This window comes from Pseudoduganella sp. UC29_106, from assembly GCF_044055365.1.
In the GTDB taxonomy this organism is placed as follows: domain Bacteria; phylum Pseudomonadota; class Gammaproteobacteria; order Burkholderiales; family Burkholderiaceae_D; genus Rugamonas.
The window spans coordinates 128,925-147,181 of the sequence record NZ_CP171977.1 but is presented as its reverse complement, the minus strand read 5'-3'; the positions used below and the strand labels follow the sequence as shown (position 1 = coordinate 147,181).

The following is an 18,257-nucleotide window of genomic DNA, read 5'->3' as shown; positions in this document are numbered from 1 at the left end:
GAGAGTTAGATAGCAGTATAACATCGAGGTTCCGCGCTTTGGCGCAGCGCAGCGAGCGGGAGTGGCATCCGCGCCAATGGTAAAATCTTCTTTTTTCCAGCCTCTCCCTTCCTCATTATGACTAGCCCTTACTCCACCTTGTCGGCCCTGTCCCCACTGGACGGCCGCTACGCCTCGAAAACCGACAAGCTGCGTCCCATCCTGTCCGAAGCCGGCTTCATGCACCACCGCGTGAAGGTGGAAATCTCCTGGCTGCAAGCCCTGTCCCTGGCCGGTTTCGACGAGATCAAGCCTTTCTCGTCCGCCGCCACCGCCCTGCTGGACAAGCTGGCCGCTGAATTCACCGAAGCGGACGCCGCCCGCATCAAGGAAATCGAAGCCGTCACCAACCATGACGTGAAGGCCGTGGAGTACTGGCTGAAAGAGAAAGTGAAGGACGTGCCGGAACTGGTGGCCGCCTCCGAATTCATCCACTTCGCTTGCACCTCGGAAGACATTAATAACACTTCCCACGGCATGATGCTGAAAGCTGCACGCGACGGCGTGATGGTGCCGGCCCTGAATGGCCTGGTCGCCAAGCTGAAGGAAATCGCCCACGCCAACGCCGAACTGCCGATGCTTTCCCGCACTCACGGCCAGACCGCCAGCCCGACCACCCTGGGCAAGGAAATCGCGAACGTGATCGCCCGCCTGCAGCGCGCCATCGAGCGCATCGCCAAAGTGGAAATCCTGGGCAAGATGAACGGCGCCGTGGGCAACTACAACGCTCACCTGTCGGCTTACCCGTCCTTCGACTGGCCGGCTTTCTCGAAGAAAGTGATCGAGGAGCGCCTGGGCCTGGTGTTCAACCCGTACACCATCCAGATCGAGCCGCACGACTACATGGCCGAACTGTTCGACGCTTTCGCCCGCGCCAACACCATTCTGCTGGACCTGAACCGCGATATCTGGACCTATGTGTCCCTGGGCTACTTCAAGCAGAAGCTGAAGGCCGGCGAAATCGGCTCGTCCACCATGCCGCACAAGGTCAACCCGATCGACTTCGAAAACTCGGAAGGCAACCTGGGCCTGGCCAATGCCGTGCTGAAGCACCTGTCCGAGAAGCTGCCGGTGTCGCGCATGCAGCGCGACCTGACCGACTCCACCGTGCTCCGCAATATCGGCGTCGGCCTGGGCTACACCCTGCTGGCCTATGACAGCTGCCTGCGCGGCCTGAACAAGCTGGAAGTGAACCCGCAGCGCCTGGAAGCCGACCTGGACGCGAACTGGGAAGTGCTGGCCGAGCCGGTGCAGACCGTGATGCGCCGCTACGGCATCGAGAATCCGTACGAGCAGCTGAAGGAGCTGACCCGCGGCAAGGGCATCTCGAAGGACGCCCTGCGCGAGTTCATCAACGGCCTGGCCATCCCGCAGGAAGCCAAGGATGGCCTGCTGGCGATGACCCCGGCCAACTACACCGGCATTGCTGCTGCGCTGGCAAAAGCGATCTGAGAACCCAAAGCAAGAGCTAGTGTCTGCCACACCGTGGCAGACACTTAGTTGGCGCTAACTCAGGTGGCTGCCACAAGATTCTGCCTTGGGTTTTAAAGGGGGCTCTCGGGCCCCTTACTCTTTTCTTAAGGCAAGATCTCTACGCTTGGTCAACGCTGTTTGCGTTTCTTTGGTATATTTAGTCCTAATACGTACTAATTCTCCGAATCTTAATGGAACGCTATACAAAAACAGCAATATTGCTTCACTGGCTCACTGCCCTCCTGATCATCTCCGCCTTCACCCTGGGCCTGGTGATGACGGACATCCCCGGCCTGACGCCGACCAAGCTCAAGTACTACTCCTGGCATAAGTGGATGGGCGTGACTGTGCTCGCGCTAGCCGTCATCCGCGTGCTCTGGCGCAAGGCCAACCGTCCGCCGGCGCACCTCGCCAGCATGACCCCGCTGCAGGCCAGGATGGCCGACGGCATGCACTACTTCCTCTATTTCATGATTTTCGCCGTGCCGATTTCAGGCTACCTGTACACCACGGCGGCGGGTGTACCCGTTGTATACCTGGGCCTGTTCAAGATTCCGTCCCTGTTTGCCGCCGATCCGGCGCTCAAGGAATTGCTGAAACCTGTACATTACTGGCTGAACATGATCCTGGCCGCAGCGGTAGTCGGCCACATTGTGGCAGCGCTGAAGCACCAATTTATCGATCGCGACGGCGTGCTCAAGCGCATGTTGCCCTAACCCTTACTGGAGTACCGAATGAAAAAAAGCGCATTGCTCGTTTCCCTGCTGGCGGTTTCGCTGGCGGCCGGCGCGGCTGTCATCAAGACCGACCCGGCCAAGACCAGCGTGTCGGCCGTATTCAAGCAGATGAACGTGCCGGTCGAGTCCAAGTTCAAGAAGGCGAATATCGTCATCGACTACAATGCGGCAACGCCGGATTCGTCCAAAGCCTCGGTGGAAATCGACACCGCCTCGCTCGACCTGGGCGATGCGGAAATGAACAAGGAAGTGGCGAAGAAGGAATGGTTCAATTCCGCCCAGTTCCCGAAAGCGACCTTCGTCTCCAGCGCCATCAAGGCCGCCGGCCCGGGCAAGCTGACCGTTACCGGCAAGTTGACCATCAAGGGCAAGGTGCAGGACGTGAGCTTCCCGATCTCCGTCAAGGCTGACGGCGGCAAGCAAGTGTTTGAAGGCGCGCTGCCGATCAAGCGCCTGGCCTTCAATGTGGGCGAAGGCGAATGGAAAGACACCGGCATGGTTGCCGATGAAGTGACGATCAAGTTCCACGTCGTGGGTCAATAATTTCTTTAGGAGGAATCAATGCAATTCAAGCTGTTGACTGCTGCTGCACTGCTGGCCGTATCCGCATCGGGCGCCTTCGCCGCCACTTACAATATCGACCCGTCACACACCTACCCGAGCTTCGAGGCTGATCACAAGGGCCTGTCCGTCTGGCGCGGCAAGTTCGACAAGACCACCGGCACCATCCAGATGGACCGCGCGACCAAGACCGGTACGATGGACATCATTATCGACGCCGCTTCCATCAACTTCGGCCTGGACAAGATGAACAGCCACGCCAAGTCGCCCGACATGTTCAACGTCGAGAAATTCCCGACCGTGACCTACAAGGGCAAGAACTTCAAGTTCGACGGCGAGCAGCTGGTGGCCGTGGAAGGTGAACTGACCATGCTGGGCGTGACCAAGCCGGTCACCCTGAAGGTCAACAGGTTCAAGTGTGTACAGGACCAGCGACTGAAGCGTGAAATCTGCGGCGCCGACGCCACCGCCGAATTCAAGCGCACCGATTTCGGCCTGAACTACGCCACCCCGGCCTTCGCGCCGGAAGTCAAATTGGCGATTCAGGTGGAAGCAATCAAGTCCGAGTAATCATTTGGGGTCAGGCACGAAATGTAACATGAGCTCGTGTTGCATTTCGTGCCTGACCCCAAATTACATCAGGATCTATCGATCTTGTCCCAGGCCGCGCGGGCGGCGGCTTTGGCTTGTTCCCAGGTCAGGCGGGACTTGCCTTTCACGTTTTCCCATTCGGCCCCGAGCTTGTCGTCCAGGTCGTCCCACGGCGTATCGCTGCGGCCGCGGATTGTGTAGCCGACCTCGTAGGCGGGCTGGTAATCGTCGAAGTCGTAGTTGGGGTTGAAGTAGGACTCGTTGCGGTAGTGGTCCTGCCAGTAGACGCGTTCCTCGGCGGGGTTCACGTAGGCCGCCACGCCCTGCCCCACCAGTCCGCCGGCCAGGGCGCCGATGGCAGCGCCGGCCGCCATGCCGATGGGTCCGCCGACCGCGCCGGCCGCAGCACCTGCCACGGCCCCGGTGCCGACGCCCAGCCCGGTGCCGACCGGGTGTTCGCTCAGGTTTTCAGCCACGTCCAGCGGATCGCCGCTGTCCAGAACGCGCTTGTCCTTGTCCTTGATATCCATGGGGAAATCCTTTCCGATAAAAGGTGCTTTCCGTCCACGATAGGCCAGCGCGGCTGCGCCTTCTGTTCGCTGGCTCACACCCGAATCCGTTCGTTCCCGCACTGACCTGCCGCCCCCTACCGCCTACACTGTATGCAAGGCTAGGCGCTAGCCCAGCCGTCATTCGTCAACCGAAAAACCGAGGGGGTGAACAATGAACTTCATTATCTGGATCGTAATTGGCGGCATCATCGGCTGGCTTGCCAGCCTGGTCATGAAGACCGATGCACAACAAGGCCTGTTCATGAACGTCGTCGTCGGCATTATTGGCGCCCTGCTGGGTGGCTGGCTGCTGTCGCCGCTATTTGGCGCGGGAACTATCAATGCGGATGACTTCAGCGTCATGTCGCTGGTTGTTTCCTTCCTCGGCGCAGTCATCCTGCTGGCCATCGTCAACCTGATTTTCCGCGGAAGGGTCCGATGACGCGCCGCAGCATGACAAATAGTAACTGTTGACGCCAGCGAGCACCATAAGGATACTGCGGGGTGCCCTCCGGACCTGTTCCGGAGGGCACCCTTTTTCATTCCAACAATTACGCCCCGCATGAAAAAATCACTTCTCGCGCTCGCCATCCTGAGCACCGCATCCGCCTATGCCGACGAAGGCATGTGGATGCCGCAACAGCTGCCACAAGTAGCCAAGCAACTGAAAGCCGCCGGCCTGAAGCTGGACCCGTCCACCCTGACCAAGCTGACCGAGTTCCCGATGAGCGCCATCGTGAGCCTGGGCGGCTGCTCCGCGTCCTTCGTGTCGCCGCAGGGCCTGGTGGTGACCAATCACCACTGCGTGTACAACAGCGTGGCGCAGAACTCGCGTCCTGAGCGCGACCTGCTGGCCAATGGCTTCGTCGCGCACAACCTGGGCGAGGAATTGCCGGCAGCGCCGGGCAGCCGCGTGTACGTGACCAAGGAAGTGCTGAACGTCACCGACAAGATCATCACCCCGGAGGTGGCGAAGCTGACCGGCAAGGCGCGCAGCGATGCGATCGAGAAGAACCAGAAAACCCTGGTGGCGGCCTGCGAGAAGGATGAAGGCCACCGCTGCACCGTGTCCTCGTTCTACGGCGGCCTGGAGTTCTACCAGATCAAGCAGCTGGAAATCCGCGACGTGCGCCTGGTGCACGCGCCGCCGGCCGGCGTGGGCAAGTTCGGCGGCGATACCGACAACTGGATGTGGCCGCGCCACACCGGCGACTATGGCTTCTACCGCGCTTACGTGAGCAAGGATGGCAAGGCCGCCGACTACTCGAAGGACAACGTGCCTTACCAGTCCAAGTCCTTCCTCAAGCTGGCCAAGGAAGGCGTGAAGGAAGGCGACTTCGTGATGGTGCTGGGCTACCCGGGCCGCACCAACCGCCACCGCCTGCCGTCCGAAGTGGCGTTCACCTTTGACTGGAACTACCCGGCCTTCGTGCAGGCGTCCGCCGACAATCTCGCCATCATCGACCGCGAGACCAAGGACAATAAGGACAGCGCCCTGAAATACGCCGGCCAGGTCGCCAGCATCAACAACTACTACAAGAACCGCCAGGGCATGATCGATTCCTACGCGGGCAGCGACTTCCTGAAGCGCAAGACCGCGCAGCACGAAGAGCTGAAGGCATGGGTGAATGCCGACGCCAGGCGCAAGGCGGAGTTTGCGGCCGACATCGAGAAGGTCGAGCACCTGATCACCGAGCGCGATGCGAAAGTGAAGAAGGAGTTCAACCTGAGCTACGGCCAGCCGCGCCTGCTGAACACGGCGCGCACCCTGTACCGCCTGGCGAACGAATCGCAGAAGCCGAACGTGGACCGCAAGGCGGGCTACCAGGAGCGTGATCTGCCGCGTATCAAGTCCAGCGTGGCCAACCTGGTGCGTACCTATGATCCGAAGGTCGACAAGGCCCTCGCTTCCCACCACCTGAAGGCTTACCTGGCGCAGCCCGCTGCCGAGCAGGATGCCGCTTTCAACGCCGCCCTCGGCCTGAAACCGGGCATGAGCGAGGCGGAACTGTCCGCAGCGCTGGACAAGCTGTATGCCGGTTCGAAGATGGGCGATGCCGCTGTACGCGACGCATGGGTAGGCAAGAGCGTGGCCGATTTCAAGGCCAGCGACGATGCCTTCATCAAGGCTGCCGTGGCAATGTACGACGCCGCCATGAAGGAGGAAGCGGAAGAGGAAGAACTGTCCGGCAAGCTGCAGCAAGCCTACGGCAACTACATGAAGGCGAAGATCGCCTTCATGAAGACCAAGGGCCAGGCCGTGTATCCGGATGCGAACAGCACGCTGCGCGTTACCTTTGGCAAGATCGCCGGCCGTCCATGGGGCGCCGACGGCACCACCTGGACCGCCTTCACGACCGTGAAGGGCGTCGCCGCCAAGGCAACCGGCACCGGTGAGTTCAATGCGCCGAAGGCGCAGCTGGATGCCATCAAGGCCAAGGACTTCGGCAAGTACGTCGATCCTAAGCTGGGCACCGTGCCTGTGAACTTCCTGGCGACGCTGGACATCACCGGCGGCAACTCCGGCTCCGCCGCGCTGAACGCCAAGGGCGAACTGGTAGGCCTGGCCTTCGACGGCACGCTGGATTCCATCATCTCGGACTGGGACTTCAACAACGCCAACACCCGCGACATCCAGGTCGACCTGCGCTACATGCTGTGGAATATGAAGCACATCGACAAGGCGGACAATCTGCTGAAGGAAATGGGCGCCGAGTAAAAACCGCGAAAGGCTAGTGGCTGCCACATCGTGGCAGCCACTTGGTTGGCGCTAACAGGGTGGCTGCCACGATGTGGCAGCCACCAGCTTTTGCTGTGGGTTCTCAGGCCACCGGCAGCCAGGCCGGCTTGCGCTCCACAAACCACTCCCGCTCCACCTGATGCGCAAACGGCGTATCCAGCGCACCCATCGCCAGCGCAATGCGGTCCGGTGACTGTGTGCTGCGCCATATCAGCGTCGAACCGCAGACCTTGCAAAACCCGCGCCGTCCGTGCTCGGACGATTCATACTCCTCCAGCAGCTCGCGGCCGTGCTCCCACGCGAAACCCTCGGTCGGCACATTCACATAACTGCCCGCCGCCGAGCCATGCTGCTTCTGGCACATGCTGCAGTAGCAGTGGCTGGACTGGAAAAATGGCCCGTCGGCGCGGTAGGCAATGCCGCCGCACAGGCAGCTGCCGCGAATCTGATCACTCATCGTCGTCTCCTGGCATGCAGGCGCAGGCGCGCGCCCTTTGGCGGCTATTCTGCCAGCTTCAGCCCCATGATGCCCGCCACGATGACGGCAATCAGCGCCAGCCGCAATGGCGACGCGCTCTCGCCGTACAAGATGATGCCCAGCGCTGCGGCGCCGGCCGCGCCAACGCCGGTGAAGACCGCAAAAGCCGTGCCGACAGGCAGGTTGCGCAACGCTAGCGTCAGCAGCAGGATGGCGCCGTTGGCGAACAGCAGGCCGAGGATGCTGGGCCACAGGCGCGTCCAGCCATCGGCGTATTTGAGCGCGATCGCCATCGCGATATCGACCAGCGCCGCCGCCAGCAGCAACAGCCAGGCCGTCACGCCGCCCTCACCGCCTGTGCAGGCGGCACGGCGTCCACCAGCCCGCGCTGCACGGCGGGACGCGCCTCGATGCGCGCCAGCCAGGCCATCACGGCCGGGTAATCGCTGATCGGCAGCCCCAATTCGCCGTAAGATCGCAGCCAGGGGAAGGCCGCAATATCCGCAATCGAATAGCCATCGCCCGCCAGCCATTCGCGGCCGGCCAGGCGTTCTTCAAACACGCCATACAGGCGGCGCACTTCGCGTCCATAGCGCTCCAGCGCGCCCTCGTTCGGCGTGCCGCCCGCATGGCGGAAATACCAGAGCTGTCCCAGCATCGGACCGATGCTCGCCATCTGCAGGAACAGCCATTGCAGTACTTCGCTGCGCGCCGCGCCGGACGCAGGCAGCAGCCGCCCCGCGCGATCGGCGAGGTGGATCAGGATGGCGCCCGATTCGAAGATGGGCTGGCCGTCGTCCACCAGCAGCGGGATCTTGTGGTTGGGGCTCATTTCGCTGAAGGGCGGACGGTGCTGCTCGCCCGCGTTCAGGTTCACGTGCAGCAGTTCATGCTCGAGGCCCAGCTCGCGCAGGGCGATGGTGGCTTTCTGGCCGTTGGGGGTATTGGCGGTGTACAGGGTCAACATGGAATCCTCCGTTAAGATGACGCCAGTGTAGGTCGCGCAAAAACGCATTAGAATTCCCTAAATTAGCGGAACGGTTAAGCAAAAATGCATAAACTGGACTGGGAAGACTTGCGCCACTTTGCCGCCGTCAGCCGGGCGGGCACGATCGCGGGCGCGGCGCGCGAGCTGGGCGTCAACCATTCGACGGTGCTGCGCCGGCTGGACAGCCTGGAATCCACCCTCGGCGTGCGCCTGTTCGAACGCCTGCAATCGGGCTATGTGATGACCACGGCCGGCGAAACCCTGAGCCGCCGCCTCGCACCTGTCGAGGAGGAAATCGGCTCGGCCCAGCGCGAGGTCGGCGGCCTCGATGAAGAGCTGCGCGGCAGTATCCGTCTTACCACCACCGATACCCTGGCCCACGGCCTGCTGATGCCCATCCTGCACCGCTTCCAGGAAGACCATCCGGGCGTGGACCTGCAACTGGTGGTCAACAACAGCTTCCTCAACCTCACCCAGCGCGAGGCCGATATTGCCGTGCGTCCCTCGAACAAGCCGCCCGCCAGCCTGGTCGGCCGCAAGGTTGGGGTGGTGGCGACTGCCTTCTACGCCTCGCACGCCTACCTGCGCCGCGCCGGGCAGCACGGCATTGCGCGCGACGACTGGCCGTCCCACCGCTGGGTGGCGCCGGATGAATCGCTGTCCCACCTGGCGGCCGCGCAATGGCTGGCCGAGCATGTGCCGCCGCAGCAGTACGCGGTACGCGCCGACAGCCTGCTGACCATGGTGGACGCCGCCCGCAACGGCATGGGCGTGTCGCCCCTGCTCTGCATGCTGGCCGACCGCGAGCGCACGCTGGAGCGCCTGGCCGAACCGGACCCTCGCTTCCATACCCAGCTCTGGGTGCTGAGCCACCGCGACCTGCGCAATGTGGCCCGCATCAAGGCGCTCAGCCAGTTCCTGTACGACGAACTCCGATCGAACGAGCACGTTTTGCCCGCTTGATGTACATTGTTTTTTCTTCATCTCATTTAATCAACGGAGGCATTAATGACCAAGAAAGTGGCCCTCATCGTAGGCAGCCTGCGCAAGGATTCGCTGAACCGCAAATTTGCCAACGAACTGGTGGCCCAGGCGCCGTCGTCGCTGCAGATCGAGTTCGTGGAAATCGCCGACCTGCCGATGTATAACCAGGACCTGGACGACGCCAATACCCCGCCCGCCGCCTGGACCGCCTTCCGCGACAAGCTGCGCGGCGTGGACGGCGTGCTGTTGTTCACTCCCGAATACAACCGCGGCATTCCCGGCGTGCTGAAAAACGCCATCGACGTCGGCTCGCGCCCCTGGGGCAAGAGCATCTGGGCCGGCAAGCCGGCCGGCGTGCTGTCCGCCTCCGTTGGCGCCGTGGGCGGCTTCGGCGCGAATATGCAGGTGCGCCAGTGCATGGTGACCCTGAATGCGCCAACCATGCCCGGCCCTGAGGTGTACATCGGCATGGGCACATCCCTGCTCGGCGCGGATGGCAAGGTGGAAAACGAGAAGACCAAGGAAACGCTGAAGAAGTACGCGGAGGCGTTTGCGCACTGGGTCGAGGCGAACGCGCCCAAGGCCTGAATGGTAAAATCCGGACGCGCCTACCCAGCGCGCTCCCCCGCCCAACTCTGAGATCCAGACGCCATGCCAGAAATGCTCACGCCTTACGAAAAAGGCAACCAGAACCAGACCACGCTGTGGACCGAATGCATCGCCTTCTATGAAGAACTTGCACGGCGCTTCCCCAACATTCTGAAGTTCGAGCAGGCTGCGGTCTCCGATGCGGGCATTCCTATCCACGTCGGCATCGTCAGCGCCGACGGCGTATTTGACCGCGAGCAGATCAAGCGCGAAGGCCGCACGGTCTTCTTCAACAACAATGGCATCCACCCCGGCGAGCCGGAAGGCATCGATGCCTGCATGGCCATGGTGCGCGACCTGTGCTTCCAGCCGGAGCGCCTGGCGAAGCTGGGCAAGACGGTGCTGCTGTTCGTGCCAATCTACAATGTGGACGGTTGCCTGAACCGCGCCAATACCTCGCGTCCCAACCAGGACGGCCCCGAGCAGTTCGGCTTCCGCGGCAACAGCCGCCACCTGGACCTGAACCGCGATTTCATCAAGTGCGACACGCTGAACGCGCAGTTCTTCAACAAGCTGATTACCGCATGGGACCCGGATGTGATGGTCGATACCCACACGTCCAACGGCGCCGACTATATCTACACCATGACCCTGATCCACACCCAGCCGGACAAGCTGGGTTCGGGCCTGGGCCCGTATCTGCGCGAGAAGATGCTGCCGCAGATTTACCAGGACATGGCAGCCGCCGGCTGGCCCACCTGCCCGTATGTGAACCCAGTCAAGGACACGCCGGACGACGGCATCGCCGACTTCCTCGAAGTGCCGCGCTTCTCCACCGGCTTCACCGCCCTGCACAACATCATCGGCTTCATGCCCGAGACGCATATGCTGAAGCCCTTCAAGGACCGCTACGATTCCATGCGCGCCCTGGTGGAAGTGACGCTGGCCTACACCGTGGCCAACGGCGAGGAAATCAAGCGCCTGCGCGCCGAAGCGAAAGCGGCGCAGCGCAAGCAGAAGGCATGGGCCATCACCTGGACCATGGACGAAGCGCGTCCATCCAAGTTCCACTTCAAAGGTTATGAAGCGCAGCGCCGTCCGAGTGTGCTGGGCGACTATCTGCGCCTGTTCTATGACCGCAGCAAGCCGTGGGCGCGCGATATCAACTGGTACACCCACTTCAACGCCGACACCGTGATCCAGGCGCCGAAGGCCTATGTGGTGCCGCAAGCCTGGCGCGAAGTGATCGAGCGCCTGCAGTGGAATGGCGTCGAAATGACCCGCATCGAGGCGCCGACGACGGTGCAGGCCCAGTACTACCACGTGGCCGAAGCCCAGCCGCGCGCGCACGCCTACGAAGGCCATATGTACCACGACGTGGTCGCGCTGGAAAAGCGCGAAGGCAGCTTCCACCTGAACGTGGGCGACTGGTATATCTCCCTGAACCAGGACAATGCGCGCTACGCCATCGAAACCCTGGAACCGCAGGCGCACGACAGCTTCTTCCGCTGGGGCTTCTTCAACTCCGTGCTGGAGAAAAAGGAAGCGATCTCGGACTATGTGTTCGAAGACCTCGCCGTCGAGATGCTGGAAGCCGAGCCTGAGCTGAAGGCCAGGTTCGAAGCATGGAAGGCGGCCAACCCGGCGCTGCTGTCCGACCAGGACGCCGTGCTGCATTTCATCTTCCACAATTGCAAGCGCCACGCGGAGCCCGAGTGGCGCCGCTACCCGGTTCTATCCATCGTATAACGCCGAAACGACCTTTCCGCGTAGGGCGGATCATTGATCCGCCGTCTCAAATCCGCCTGGTGCCATGCACTACGCCCTGAACCTAAAAACCTTCTTCTACAGCCACTACTTCCATCTGGGCCTGCGCTTCGGCGCCGGCCTGATTGGCATTATTGCGCTGACTTTGTGGCTGTTCGGTGTGCACATCGCCATGTCCGTTGGCATCGGCGCCCTGTGCACGGCGCTGATGGACATGCCCGGCCCCCTGCGCCACAAGCTCAACGAAATGATGGCCTCCGTGCTGCTGTGCACGACGGTCACGCTGGTCATCAGCCTGTGCGGCCCGTATTTCTGGCCGCTGATGGCCATGCTGGTGGCGGTGAGCTTCTTCGCCAGCATGATGGTCGTCTACGGCAAGAAGTCGATGCCGCTGCAACTGGCCACGCTGTTCGTCATGACGATGTCGACCGAACACGTGCTCACGCCGGCGCAATCCTTTGTGCACGCCGGCCTGTTCCTGGCCGGTGCGCTGGCCTACCTCGCCTACGCGATGTTCGTCGCCTGGCTGCTGCGCCACCGCATCAAGCAGCAGGTGCTGGCCGAAGCGCTGTTCGAACTGGCCGCCTATATCGACATCAAGGCCGACTTCTACGACACACGCTACAACCTCACCGAGCAATTCAACAAGCTGGTGCGCCACCAGGCGCTGCTGGCCGACCGCCAGCAAGCCTCGCGCGACCTGATCCTGCGCTCGCACCAGAACCGCAAGGATGCGATCGTCGTGCAGATCCACGTCTGCATGCTGGACCTGTATGAGCAGATCCTGTCCACCCACACGGACTACGCCCTGCTGCGCACCCACCTGGTCGATTCGCCGGCATTGAAAACCCTGCACGACCTGGCTTACAAGGCGGCGCGCGATATCGAATCGGTGGCCTTTGCCGTCACCCGCAATCGCGCCTCTGTCCCGACCATCGATTACACGCCGCAATTCGAAGCGCTGGAGCGCCACATCGCCGAGCTGCAGGCCGAGGTGGACGCCGGCAAGCCGCGCCAGGAAGCGCTGGCCGTGCTGCGCGCCCAGCGCAACAAGGTACGCGCCATCGCCACCATGATCGCCGACCTGCACACGGCCAGCCAGCAGGACCACGGCCGCACGCCCTACTGGGCGGACATGGACCTGCAGCCTTTCCTGTCGCAGCAGAAGTACGAGCTGGGGCTGATGCTGTCCCACCTGCGCATGGACTCGCCCATCTTCCGCTTTTCGCTGCGCGTGTCGATGGCGATTGCGGCCGGGCTGGCGATTGCCGGCATGCTGCCCTACCAGGCGCACAGCTACTGGATCATTCTGACCATCGTCATCATCCTCAAGCCCAGCTTCAGCATGACCAAGCAGCGGCGGGCCGACCGCATCGTCGGCACCGTCATCGGCTGCATCGTCACCGCCATCGTGCTGCGCTATTTCAACCATCCGATCTTCGTGCTGGCCGTGATGGTGATGGCCACCGTGGCCACCTTCACCTTCACCTACCTGCGCTACCGTTACGCGGCAATCGCTGTGTCCATCATGATCCTGCTGTGGATGTACACGATCTCGCCCAGCGGCGGCATGATCTACGAGCGCCTGGTCGATACCTTCATCGGCGCGGCCATCGCCACCGCCTTCAGCTTCGTGCTGGCGAGCTGGGAGTACCAGTCCCTCCCGCGCCTGATCCGCGAAGTGCTGGACGTGAACCTGCGCTATATGGAAGCCAGCTTCGACCTGCTGCGCGGGAAGCAGCGCAACGATTTCATCTACCGCATCCAGCGCAAGCGCCTGATGGATGCGCTGGCGGCCCTCAGCGCGGCCCTGGTGCGCATGCTCGACGAACCGGCCAGCAAGCAGCGCGCGGCCGAGGACATCAATCTCTTCATCGTGCAGAATTACCTGCTGGTGGCGCACGTGGCGGCCCTGCGCGCCATCCTGCGCCGGCATGTGAAGGATTTGCCGGGCGACGAAGTCGGCGCCGCGCTGGCGAGCAGCCATCAGCAGGTGTACGCGGCGCTGTCCGCCGCCCTCGCGCGGCAAGGCGTGCCGGCAGCGGCGGCGGGGCTGGCGGACGCGGAGGCGGCCGGCGGTCCGGACGAGGGCTGGTCTGTTCCCGGCTGGCCGGGCTGGCCGCTGGTCCAGCGCCGCATCCGCCTGCTGCAGGCCGATGCCGACAAGATCATCGTGCACAGCGAAGCCATCGTGCACAACGTGATGCAAGCCTAGCGCGCGGACGCCTGGGTGAGCGCCACGCGCGCCGCCGCCAGGTCCCAGGCCGCGCACCCCACGCTCTTCAGCAGCACCGGCCCGGTAGCCGCCAGCGCCGGCCCGCCGAGCGCGGTGGACAGGCCGGCTACCCGCGACCAGTCCACGCCGGCCCGAATCAGGTCGCCCGCTTCATGCTCCACGCCGTGCGGGTCGTCGACAAAAATCCGGCTCGCGCGCACGGTCTCCGCGCCGATTTCCGCCGAGTGAGGCTTGAACGATCCGACAGCGATGAGCAGCCGCCCTGCGCGCGCCGGCTGCGTATAAACGGGTTCGCTGCTGGTGGTGGCGGTGATCACCAGGTCCGTATCCTCGTGCGGCCGCTCCGCTGCGGCGGGCGCGTAGCGCGGCCGGTTGGCGTACGGCATCAGCACGCCCAGCTCCATGCAGAAGCGCGCCACAGACTCCGCGCTGCGGCCGGCGATATCCAGCGGCACGCCCGGATACAACGCCGCCAGTGCCTTTGCGTGGCTCAGCGCCTGCACCCCCGTGCCAACCAGCAGCACCCGTCGCGGCGCGCGTCCCAGCAGGGTTTCAACGCCAAGCATGGAGAGCGCCGCCGTGCGCCGCTCCGTCACCGTGGCGCCGTCCAGGATCAGGCGGATGACGCCATCCTCGGCATCCACCACGCTGACCTGTCCGGCAATGGTCGGCAGGCCGCGCGCGGGATTGTCGGGCACGACGGAAATGAGCTTGTGCACGGCCACGTCCTCCCCACTGGCGACCATGGACAATAGCGAAGCCCCGTTGCGCAATGGCTGCACCTGGCGCGGCGGGCAGGCAATCGCGCCGCGCGCCAATTCATCCACGGCACGGCGCAAGGCCGCCACCAGAGGCGGAAAAGGCAACAGTGCCGCAGTGGCAGCCGGATCGAGCGACTCCTTCATGCATCCTCCTGCTATGATTGCGTCATGTCACAGTATTGCCAGAGTTGCGGCGCATGCTGCGCCCATTTCAGGGTGTCATTCTACTGGGGTGAAAGCGATGCCCATCCGGGCGGCACCGTCCCCAAAAGGCTGACGATACCTGTCACACCATATCACGTTGCCATGCGCGGCACGGACACTTCGCCTTCGCGCTGCGTAGCGCTCTCCGGCGAGGTGGGAAGCGACGTGGCCTGCACAATTTATGCGCAGCGCTCCAGCACCTGCCGCGACTTCACCGAAGCCACGATCGAATGCGACCGGGCGCGCGCAGCCTACGGGCTGCCGCCGCTTCCCCGCTCAGGCGAAGCAGACCCGGTTGCGGCCTGAATCCTTGGCGCGATAAAGCTGGGTGTCCGCTTTCTGCAGCATGGCGGCGGCGCTGCCGGCGCCAATGTCCGCGCTCACGCCGATGCTGATGGTGACTTTCACGTCCGGATGCACTTCCTGCCACGGATAGGCTTCGATCAGGCCGCGCAGCTTGTCGCATAGCGACGCGGCCTGCAGGCCCGGCGTTTCCGGGAACGCCATCACGAATTCCTCGCCGCCGTAGCGCGCCACCAGGTCGGCCTGGCGCATATGGCCGCGCAGCAGGCTGGCCACCTGGCGCAGCACCGCGTCGCCGGTCGCGTGCGAGAATTTGTCGTTGATCTGCTTGAAGTGGTCGATATCGCAGATCGCCAGCGCCAGCGGACGCTTGTGGCGCACGGCCTGGTTGTAGAGAGTGGTCGCCTGCTCGTCGAAATGGCGGCGGTTGTAAAGCTGGGTCAGCGCGTCGCGCACGCTCAGTTCACGCAGCTGCTCGGCCTGATGCAGGATGGTCTGGTGCGAGGCTTGCAGCTCTTCGTGGGTTTGCGCCAGCTGTTCGCTCATTTCGTTAAAGGCTTTCGCCAGCTCGGCCACTTCGTCCTGCCCCTGCACGGGCACCTTCTGGCGCAGCTCTCCGTTGTGCATGGCGCGCACCGCGTCCGTCAGTTTGCTCACCCGGTGCGTCAGGCCCCGGCTCAGGAAAACGCCCAGGCCCACCGCCAGCACAGCCGCTGCGGCGGCGCCAGCGTAGAGCGAGGAATCGACCGCGTCCACATACTGCTGTTCCTGCGGCGTGGGCGTCAGCACACCCTCGCTGGACATGTGCGCGACCGCGCGGCCGTCGACCACGATGGGACGGGACGACACGCGCAGCTTCCCGGGCAGCGGCTCGCCCGGATGGAACCGGCCGGCGCCGAGCAGCACATGGAAATCGGCGTCGGTCAGGATGAAGCGGAACGGCGGCGGGCCGCCGCGTTCGTGCGGAGGAGGCCCGCCATCCGGCGGAGGACCAAAGCCGGGACGCGGGCCGCGCGGCGGACCGTCCGGGCGTGGCGGCGGCAGCGGCGCCAGGTCGGCGTTCGAACCGCCCGCATTGCGCACGAAGCTGTCGAAGTTTTCGCTGGCGACGGCAGTCTGCCAGTCGCCGTACTTGGCCAGGTAGGCCGTCATGTACCGGTGGAAGTGCTCGGCGGCCTGCTGGCGGCGGATCATGTCGATCTTGTACGTCACGGTGACATAAGCCAGCCCGCCCACCATCGCCACCGCCGCCAACCCTGTTGCCAGCAGGGCCAGCATCAGCTTTCCACGCAGGCGCATCGTTCAACCGCCCAGGTAGCGGTTGAACCAGCCCACGGTGCGCTGGCGCAGGTCGCGCACATGTTCGGGCTTGCGCAGCGCATGGCCTTCGCCGTCATAGATCACCAGCGAGGACGGCACGCCCATCGCGCGCAGCCCATGCCAGAATTCCATCGACTGCACGGCCGGCGTTTCCACATCGCGCTCGCCCACATAGACCAGGGTTGGCGTCTTCGCCGACTTGATCGATTCGATCGGCGACAGCTGGCGGTAGATGGCCGGGTCGTCGTAGGCGGTAGCGCCAAAGAAGGGCACCATCCACTGGTCGATGCCGTTCTGGCCGTAGTAGCTGATCCAGTTGGCGATGCCGGCGCCGGCCACGGCGGCCTTGAAGCGGTCGCTATGCGTCACGCCCCACATGGTCATGAAGCCGCCGTAGGAATGGCCCATCAGGCCCAGTCTGTTCACATCCACCGGCGCCACGCGTGCGGCAGCATCCACGCCGGCAAGGATGTCGCGCAGGTCGCCGCCGCCGAAGTCGCGGCGGTTGGCACGGGTGAATTCCTGGCCCTGGCCGAAGGAACCGCGCGGGTTCGGCATGAACACGAAATAGCCCGCTTCCACCAGCGTGCGCGCCAGCGGGTTGCCGTACTCGCCGGCCGACACATAGCGCGGCGACACGGCCGACGCCGGGCCGCCGTGCACCTGCACTACCATCGGATACTTCTTGTTCGCGTCCACATTGCGCGGGCCGAGCAGCCAGCCCTGCACGGTGAACCCTTCGTTCTGCCAGCTGACATTGCGCACCGAGACTTGCGGCGCGAAGCCTTCATTGTCGCGGGTGATGGCCGCCAGCTTGTCCAGCGTGCCGGCCACCAGGCGCGGGCCATGTTCGAAATCCTCCTGGGCGGCGGCGGCCTTGATGCCGTCCGCGCTGAAGGAGAAGCGCCCTTCCGCGCCCTGCGAGCCCACGGCCGCCGACCAGCGCAGCTGGGTCTTTCCGGTTTTCGCATCCAGCGCCAGCACGCCGGTCTGGTCGCCCATCAGCGCGCTGCCCAGCAACTGGTTGTTGCGCCAGACGATGCCGTTGAAGCTGCCCTTGAAGCCCGGGGTCAGGTTCACCGGCTCGCCGCCGGCCAGCGGCACGGTCCAGATATCGCCGCCCACGGCGCCGAAGTCGGACATCAGGCCGCCGATATAGGCCACGGTCTTGCCGTCCTGCGACACGCGCGGCGCGTTCAGCTGGGTCGATGGGGATGCGATCACGCGCAGCGCGCCGCTGGCGGCATCGACGTGGGTCAGCTTGGCCACCCACCAGTTATTGTCGCCATTGCCTTTAGCGCTGGTGGCCACGAAGCCCTTGCCGTCCGGCGTCCAGTCGTATTCGTAGACGAAGGTGTCTTCCGGCGACAGCAGCTTCAGTGCACCGCCCGCCGCAGGCACGATGGCGATGCGCTGCGCATCTTCCTCCGTGCCGATTTCGCCCACCAGGCGCGCGCCGGCCGCCGTGGCGCCGGTTTCCTTTTTCGCGCCGACGGTGGCCAGCAGGGCGACGGTCTTGCCGTCCGGCGACCAGCGCGCCGTGCTGGCCACGCCTTTCACTGCCGCCAGCGGGCGGGCTTCCCGGCCTGCAGCCACGAACAGCGTGGCCGCACCGGCCTTGCTGTCGCCGCCGATGAAGGCCACCTGTTTGCCGTCCGGCGACCAGCTCGGGCGGTCATAGCTGCAAGTGGCGCAGGGATCGTATTCGTTGAGGATCTTGCCGCTGGCCGCATCGCGCACTACCACGGTGGAATGCGGGCGCTTGTCGGGCGCGTTCTTGTCCAGCGATTCCAGCGACACCACGCGGTCGCCGGAGGGAGAGATGGCGACTGCGCGGTATTCACGCAGCGCTGAATTGTCCGCCTGGGCAATCGCTCCAGACAAGATGGCCGTGGCCAGGAAAGTTGAATGGGCGATTGCTTTCAGCTGCATGAGG

Annotated in this window: 18 protein-coding genes; 11 read left to right on the top strand and 7 right to left on the bottom strand. The window is 63.9% G+C overall.

What is annotated here, in order from left to right; all coding sequences use genetic code 11:
- Nucleotides 1–117: 117 nt before the first annotated feature.
- The 4 genes from purB to ACHMW6_RS01035 all read left to right on the top strand — a co-directional run bounded on the left by purB (nt 118) and on the right by ACHMW6_RS01035 (nt 3,380).
- Nucleotides 118–1,491 carry an adenylosuccinate lyase gene (gene purB, locus ACHMW6_RS01050; RefSeq protein ID WP_395404802.1) on the top strand — a complete coding sequence of 458 codons (1,374 nt, stop codon included), beginning with the start codon at nt 118–120 and terminating at the stop codon, nt 1,489–1,491.
- A gap of 212 nt (nt 1,492–1,703) precedes the next feature.
- Nucleotides 1,704–2,228, top strand: coding sequence for a cytochrome b (locus tag ACHMW6_RS01045; RefSeq protein WP_395404800.1), 525 nt, complete (start codon nt 1,704–1,706; stop codon nt 2,226–2,228).
- Nucleotides 2,229–2,246: 18 nt separating this feature from the next.
- Complete coding sequence (locus tag ACHMW6_RS01040) at nt 2,247–2,792, top strand: YceI family protein (protein ID WP_395404798.1); 546 nt, start codon at nt 2,247–2,249, stop codon at nt 2,790–2,792.
- A gap of 18 nt (nt 2,793–2,810) precedes the next feature.
- The gene (locus tag ACHMW6_RS01035) at nt 2,811–3,380 is read left to right on the top strand and encodes a YceI family protein (RefSeq protein ID WP_395404796.1); all 570 of its coding nucleotides are present in this window, start codon (nt 2,811–2,813) and stop codon (nt 3,378–3,380) included.
- 68 nt (nt 3,381–3,448) lie between these two features.
- Here ACHMW6_RS01035 and ACHMW6_RS01030 read toward each other — a convergent pair whose 3' ends face one another.
- Nucleotides 3,449–3,931, bottom strand: coding sequence for a hypothetical protein (locus ACHMW6_RS01030; protein WP_395404794.1), 483 nt, complete (start codon nt 3,929–3,931; stop codon nt 3,449–3,451).
- A gap of 193 nt (nt 3,932–4,124) precedes the next feature.
- Between ACHMW6_RS01030 and ACHMW6_RS01025 the strand changes: the two genes are divergently transcribed.
- Complete coding sequence (locus tag ACHMW6_RS01025) at nt 4,125–4,394, top strand: GlsB/YeaQ/YmgE family stress response membrane protein (protein WP_395404792.1); 270 nt, start codon at nt 4,125–4,127, stop codon at nt 4,392–4,394.
- A gap of 120 nt (nt 4,395–4,514) precedes the next feature.
- Nucleotides 4,515–6,671, top strand: a complete 2,157-nt coding sequence (locus ACHMW6_RS01020; protein ID WP_395404790.1) for a S46 family peptidase — start codon at nt 4,515–4,517, stop codon at nt 6,669–6,671.
- Between the two features lie 103 nt (nt 6,672–6,774).
- Here the strand turns inward: ACHMW6_RS01020 and ACHMW6_RS01015 are convergent, their stop codons facing one another.
- From ACHMW6_RS01015 to ACHMW6_RS01005, 3 genes are read right to left on the bottom strand one after another with little or no spacing between them, the layout of a single operon-like run.
- Complete coding sequence (locus ACHMW6_RS01015; protein ID WP_395404788.1) at nt 6,775–7,149, bottom strand: GFA family protein; 375 nt, start codon at nt 7,147–7,149, stop codon at nt 6,775–6,777.
- Nucleotides 7,150–7,193: 44 nt separating this feature from the next.
- Nucleotides 7,194–7,511 carry a DMT family transporter gene (locus ACHMW6_RS01010; protein ID WP_395404786.1) on the bottom strand — a complete coding sequence of 106 codons (318 nt, stop codon included), beginning with the start codon at nt 7,509–7,511 and terminating at the stop codon, nt 7,194–7,196.
- Nucleotides 7,508–8,137, bottom strand: a complete 630-nt coding sequence (locus ACHMW6_RS01005; protein ID WP_395404784.1) for a glutathione S-transferase family protein — start codon at nt 8,135–8,137, stop codon at nt 7,508–7,510. Before ACHMW6_RS01005 ends, ACHMW6_RS01010 begins: the two co-directional genes overlap by 4 nt.
- 84 nt (nt 8,138–8,221) lie before the next feature.
- Between ACHMW6_RS01005 and ACHMW6_RS01000 the strand changes: the two genes are divergently transcribed.
- The 4 genes from ACHMW6_RS01000 to ACHMW6_RS00985 all read left to right on the top strand — a co-directional run bounded on the left by ACHMW6_RS01000 (nt 8,222) and on the right by ACHMW6_RS00985 (nt 13,712).
- Nucleotides 8,222–9,121, top strand: a complete 900-nt coding sequence (locus tag ACHMW6_RS01000; RefSeq protein WP_395404782.1) for a LysR family transcriptional regulator — start codon at nt 8,222–8,224, stop codon at nt 9,119–9,121.
- Nucleotides 9,122–9,166: 45 nt separating this feature from the next.
- Entirely contained in the window at nt 9,167–9,730 is a 564-nt protein-coding gene (locus tag ACHMW6_RS00995) for an NADPH-dependent FMN reductase (RefSeq protein ID WP_395404780.1), read from the top strand.
- A gap of 72 nt (nt 9,731–9,802) precedes the next feature.
- Nucleotides 9,803–11,479 carry a M14 family zinc carboxypeptidase gene (locus ACHMW6_RS00990; protein WP_395408498.1) on the top strand — a complete coding sequence of 559 codons (1,677 nt, stop codon included), beginning with the start codon at nt 9,803–9,805 and terminating at the stop codon, nt 11,477–11,479.
- 64 nt (nt 11,480–11,543) lie between these two features.
- Nucleotides 11,544–13,712 (top strand): FUSC family membrane protein, encoded by a 2,169-nt coding sequence (locus ACHMW6_RS00985; protein WP_395404778.1) that lies wholly within the window; start codon nt 11,544–11,546, stop codon nt 13,710–13,712.
- Here ACHMW6_RS00985 and ACHMW6_RS00980 read toward each other — a convergent pair.
- Nucleotides 13,709–14,638 (bottom strand): delta(1)-pyrroline-2-carboxylate reductase family protein, encoded by a 930-nt coding sequence (locus ACHMW6_RS00980; protein WP_395404776.1) that lies wholly within the window; start codon nt 14,636–14,638, stop codon nt 13,709–13,711. The two genes, ACHMW6_RS00985 and ACHMW6_RS00980, sit on opposite strands and share 4 nt — an antisense overlap.
- Before the next feature lie 24 nt (nt 14,639–14,662).
- Between ACHMW6_RS00980 and ACHMW6_RS00975 the strand changes: the two genes are divergently transcribed.
- On the top strand, nt 14,663–15,004 hold the full coding sequence (locus ACHMW6_RS00975) for a YkgJ family cysteine cluster protein (protein ID WP_395404774.1): 342 nt from the start codon (nt 14,663–14,665) through the stop codon (nt 15,002–15,004).
- Here ACHMW6_RS00975 and ACHMW6_RS00970 read toward each other — a convergent pair.
- Nucleotides 14,975–16,300, bottom strand: a complete 1,326-nt coding sequence (locus ACHMW6_RS00970; RefSeq protein WP_395404772.1) for a diguanylate cyclase — start codon at nt 16,298–16,300, stop codon at nt 14,975–14,977. The genes ACHMW6_RS00975 and ACHMW6_RS00970 overlap by 30 nt on opposite strands.
- Before the next feature lie 3 nt (nt 16,301–16,303).
- The gene (locus tag ACHMW6_RS00965) at nt 16,304–18,253 is read right to left on the bottom strand and encodes an alpha/beta fold hydrolase (RefSeq protein WP_395404770.1); all 1,950 of its coding nucleotides are present in this window, start codon (nt 18,251–18,253) and stop codon (nt 16,304–16,306) included.
- Nucleotides 18,254–18,257 lie beyond the last annotated feature (4 nt).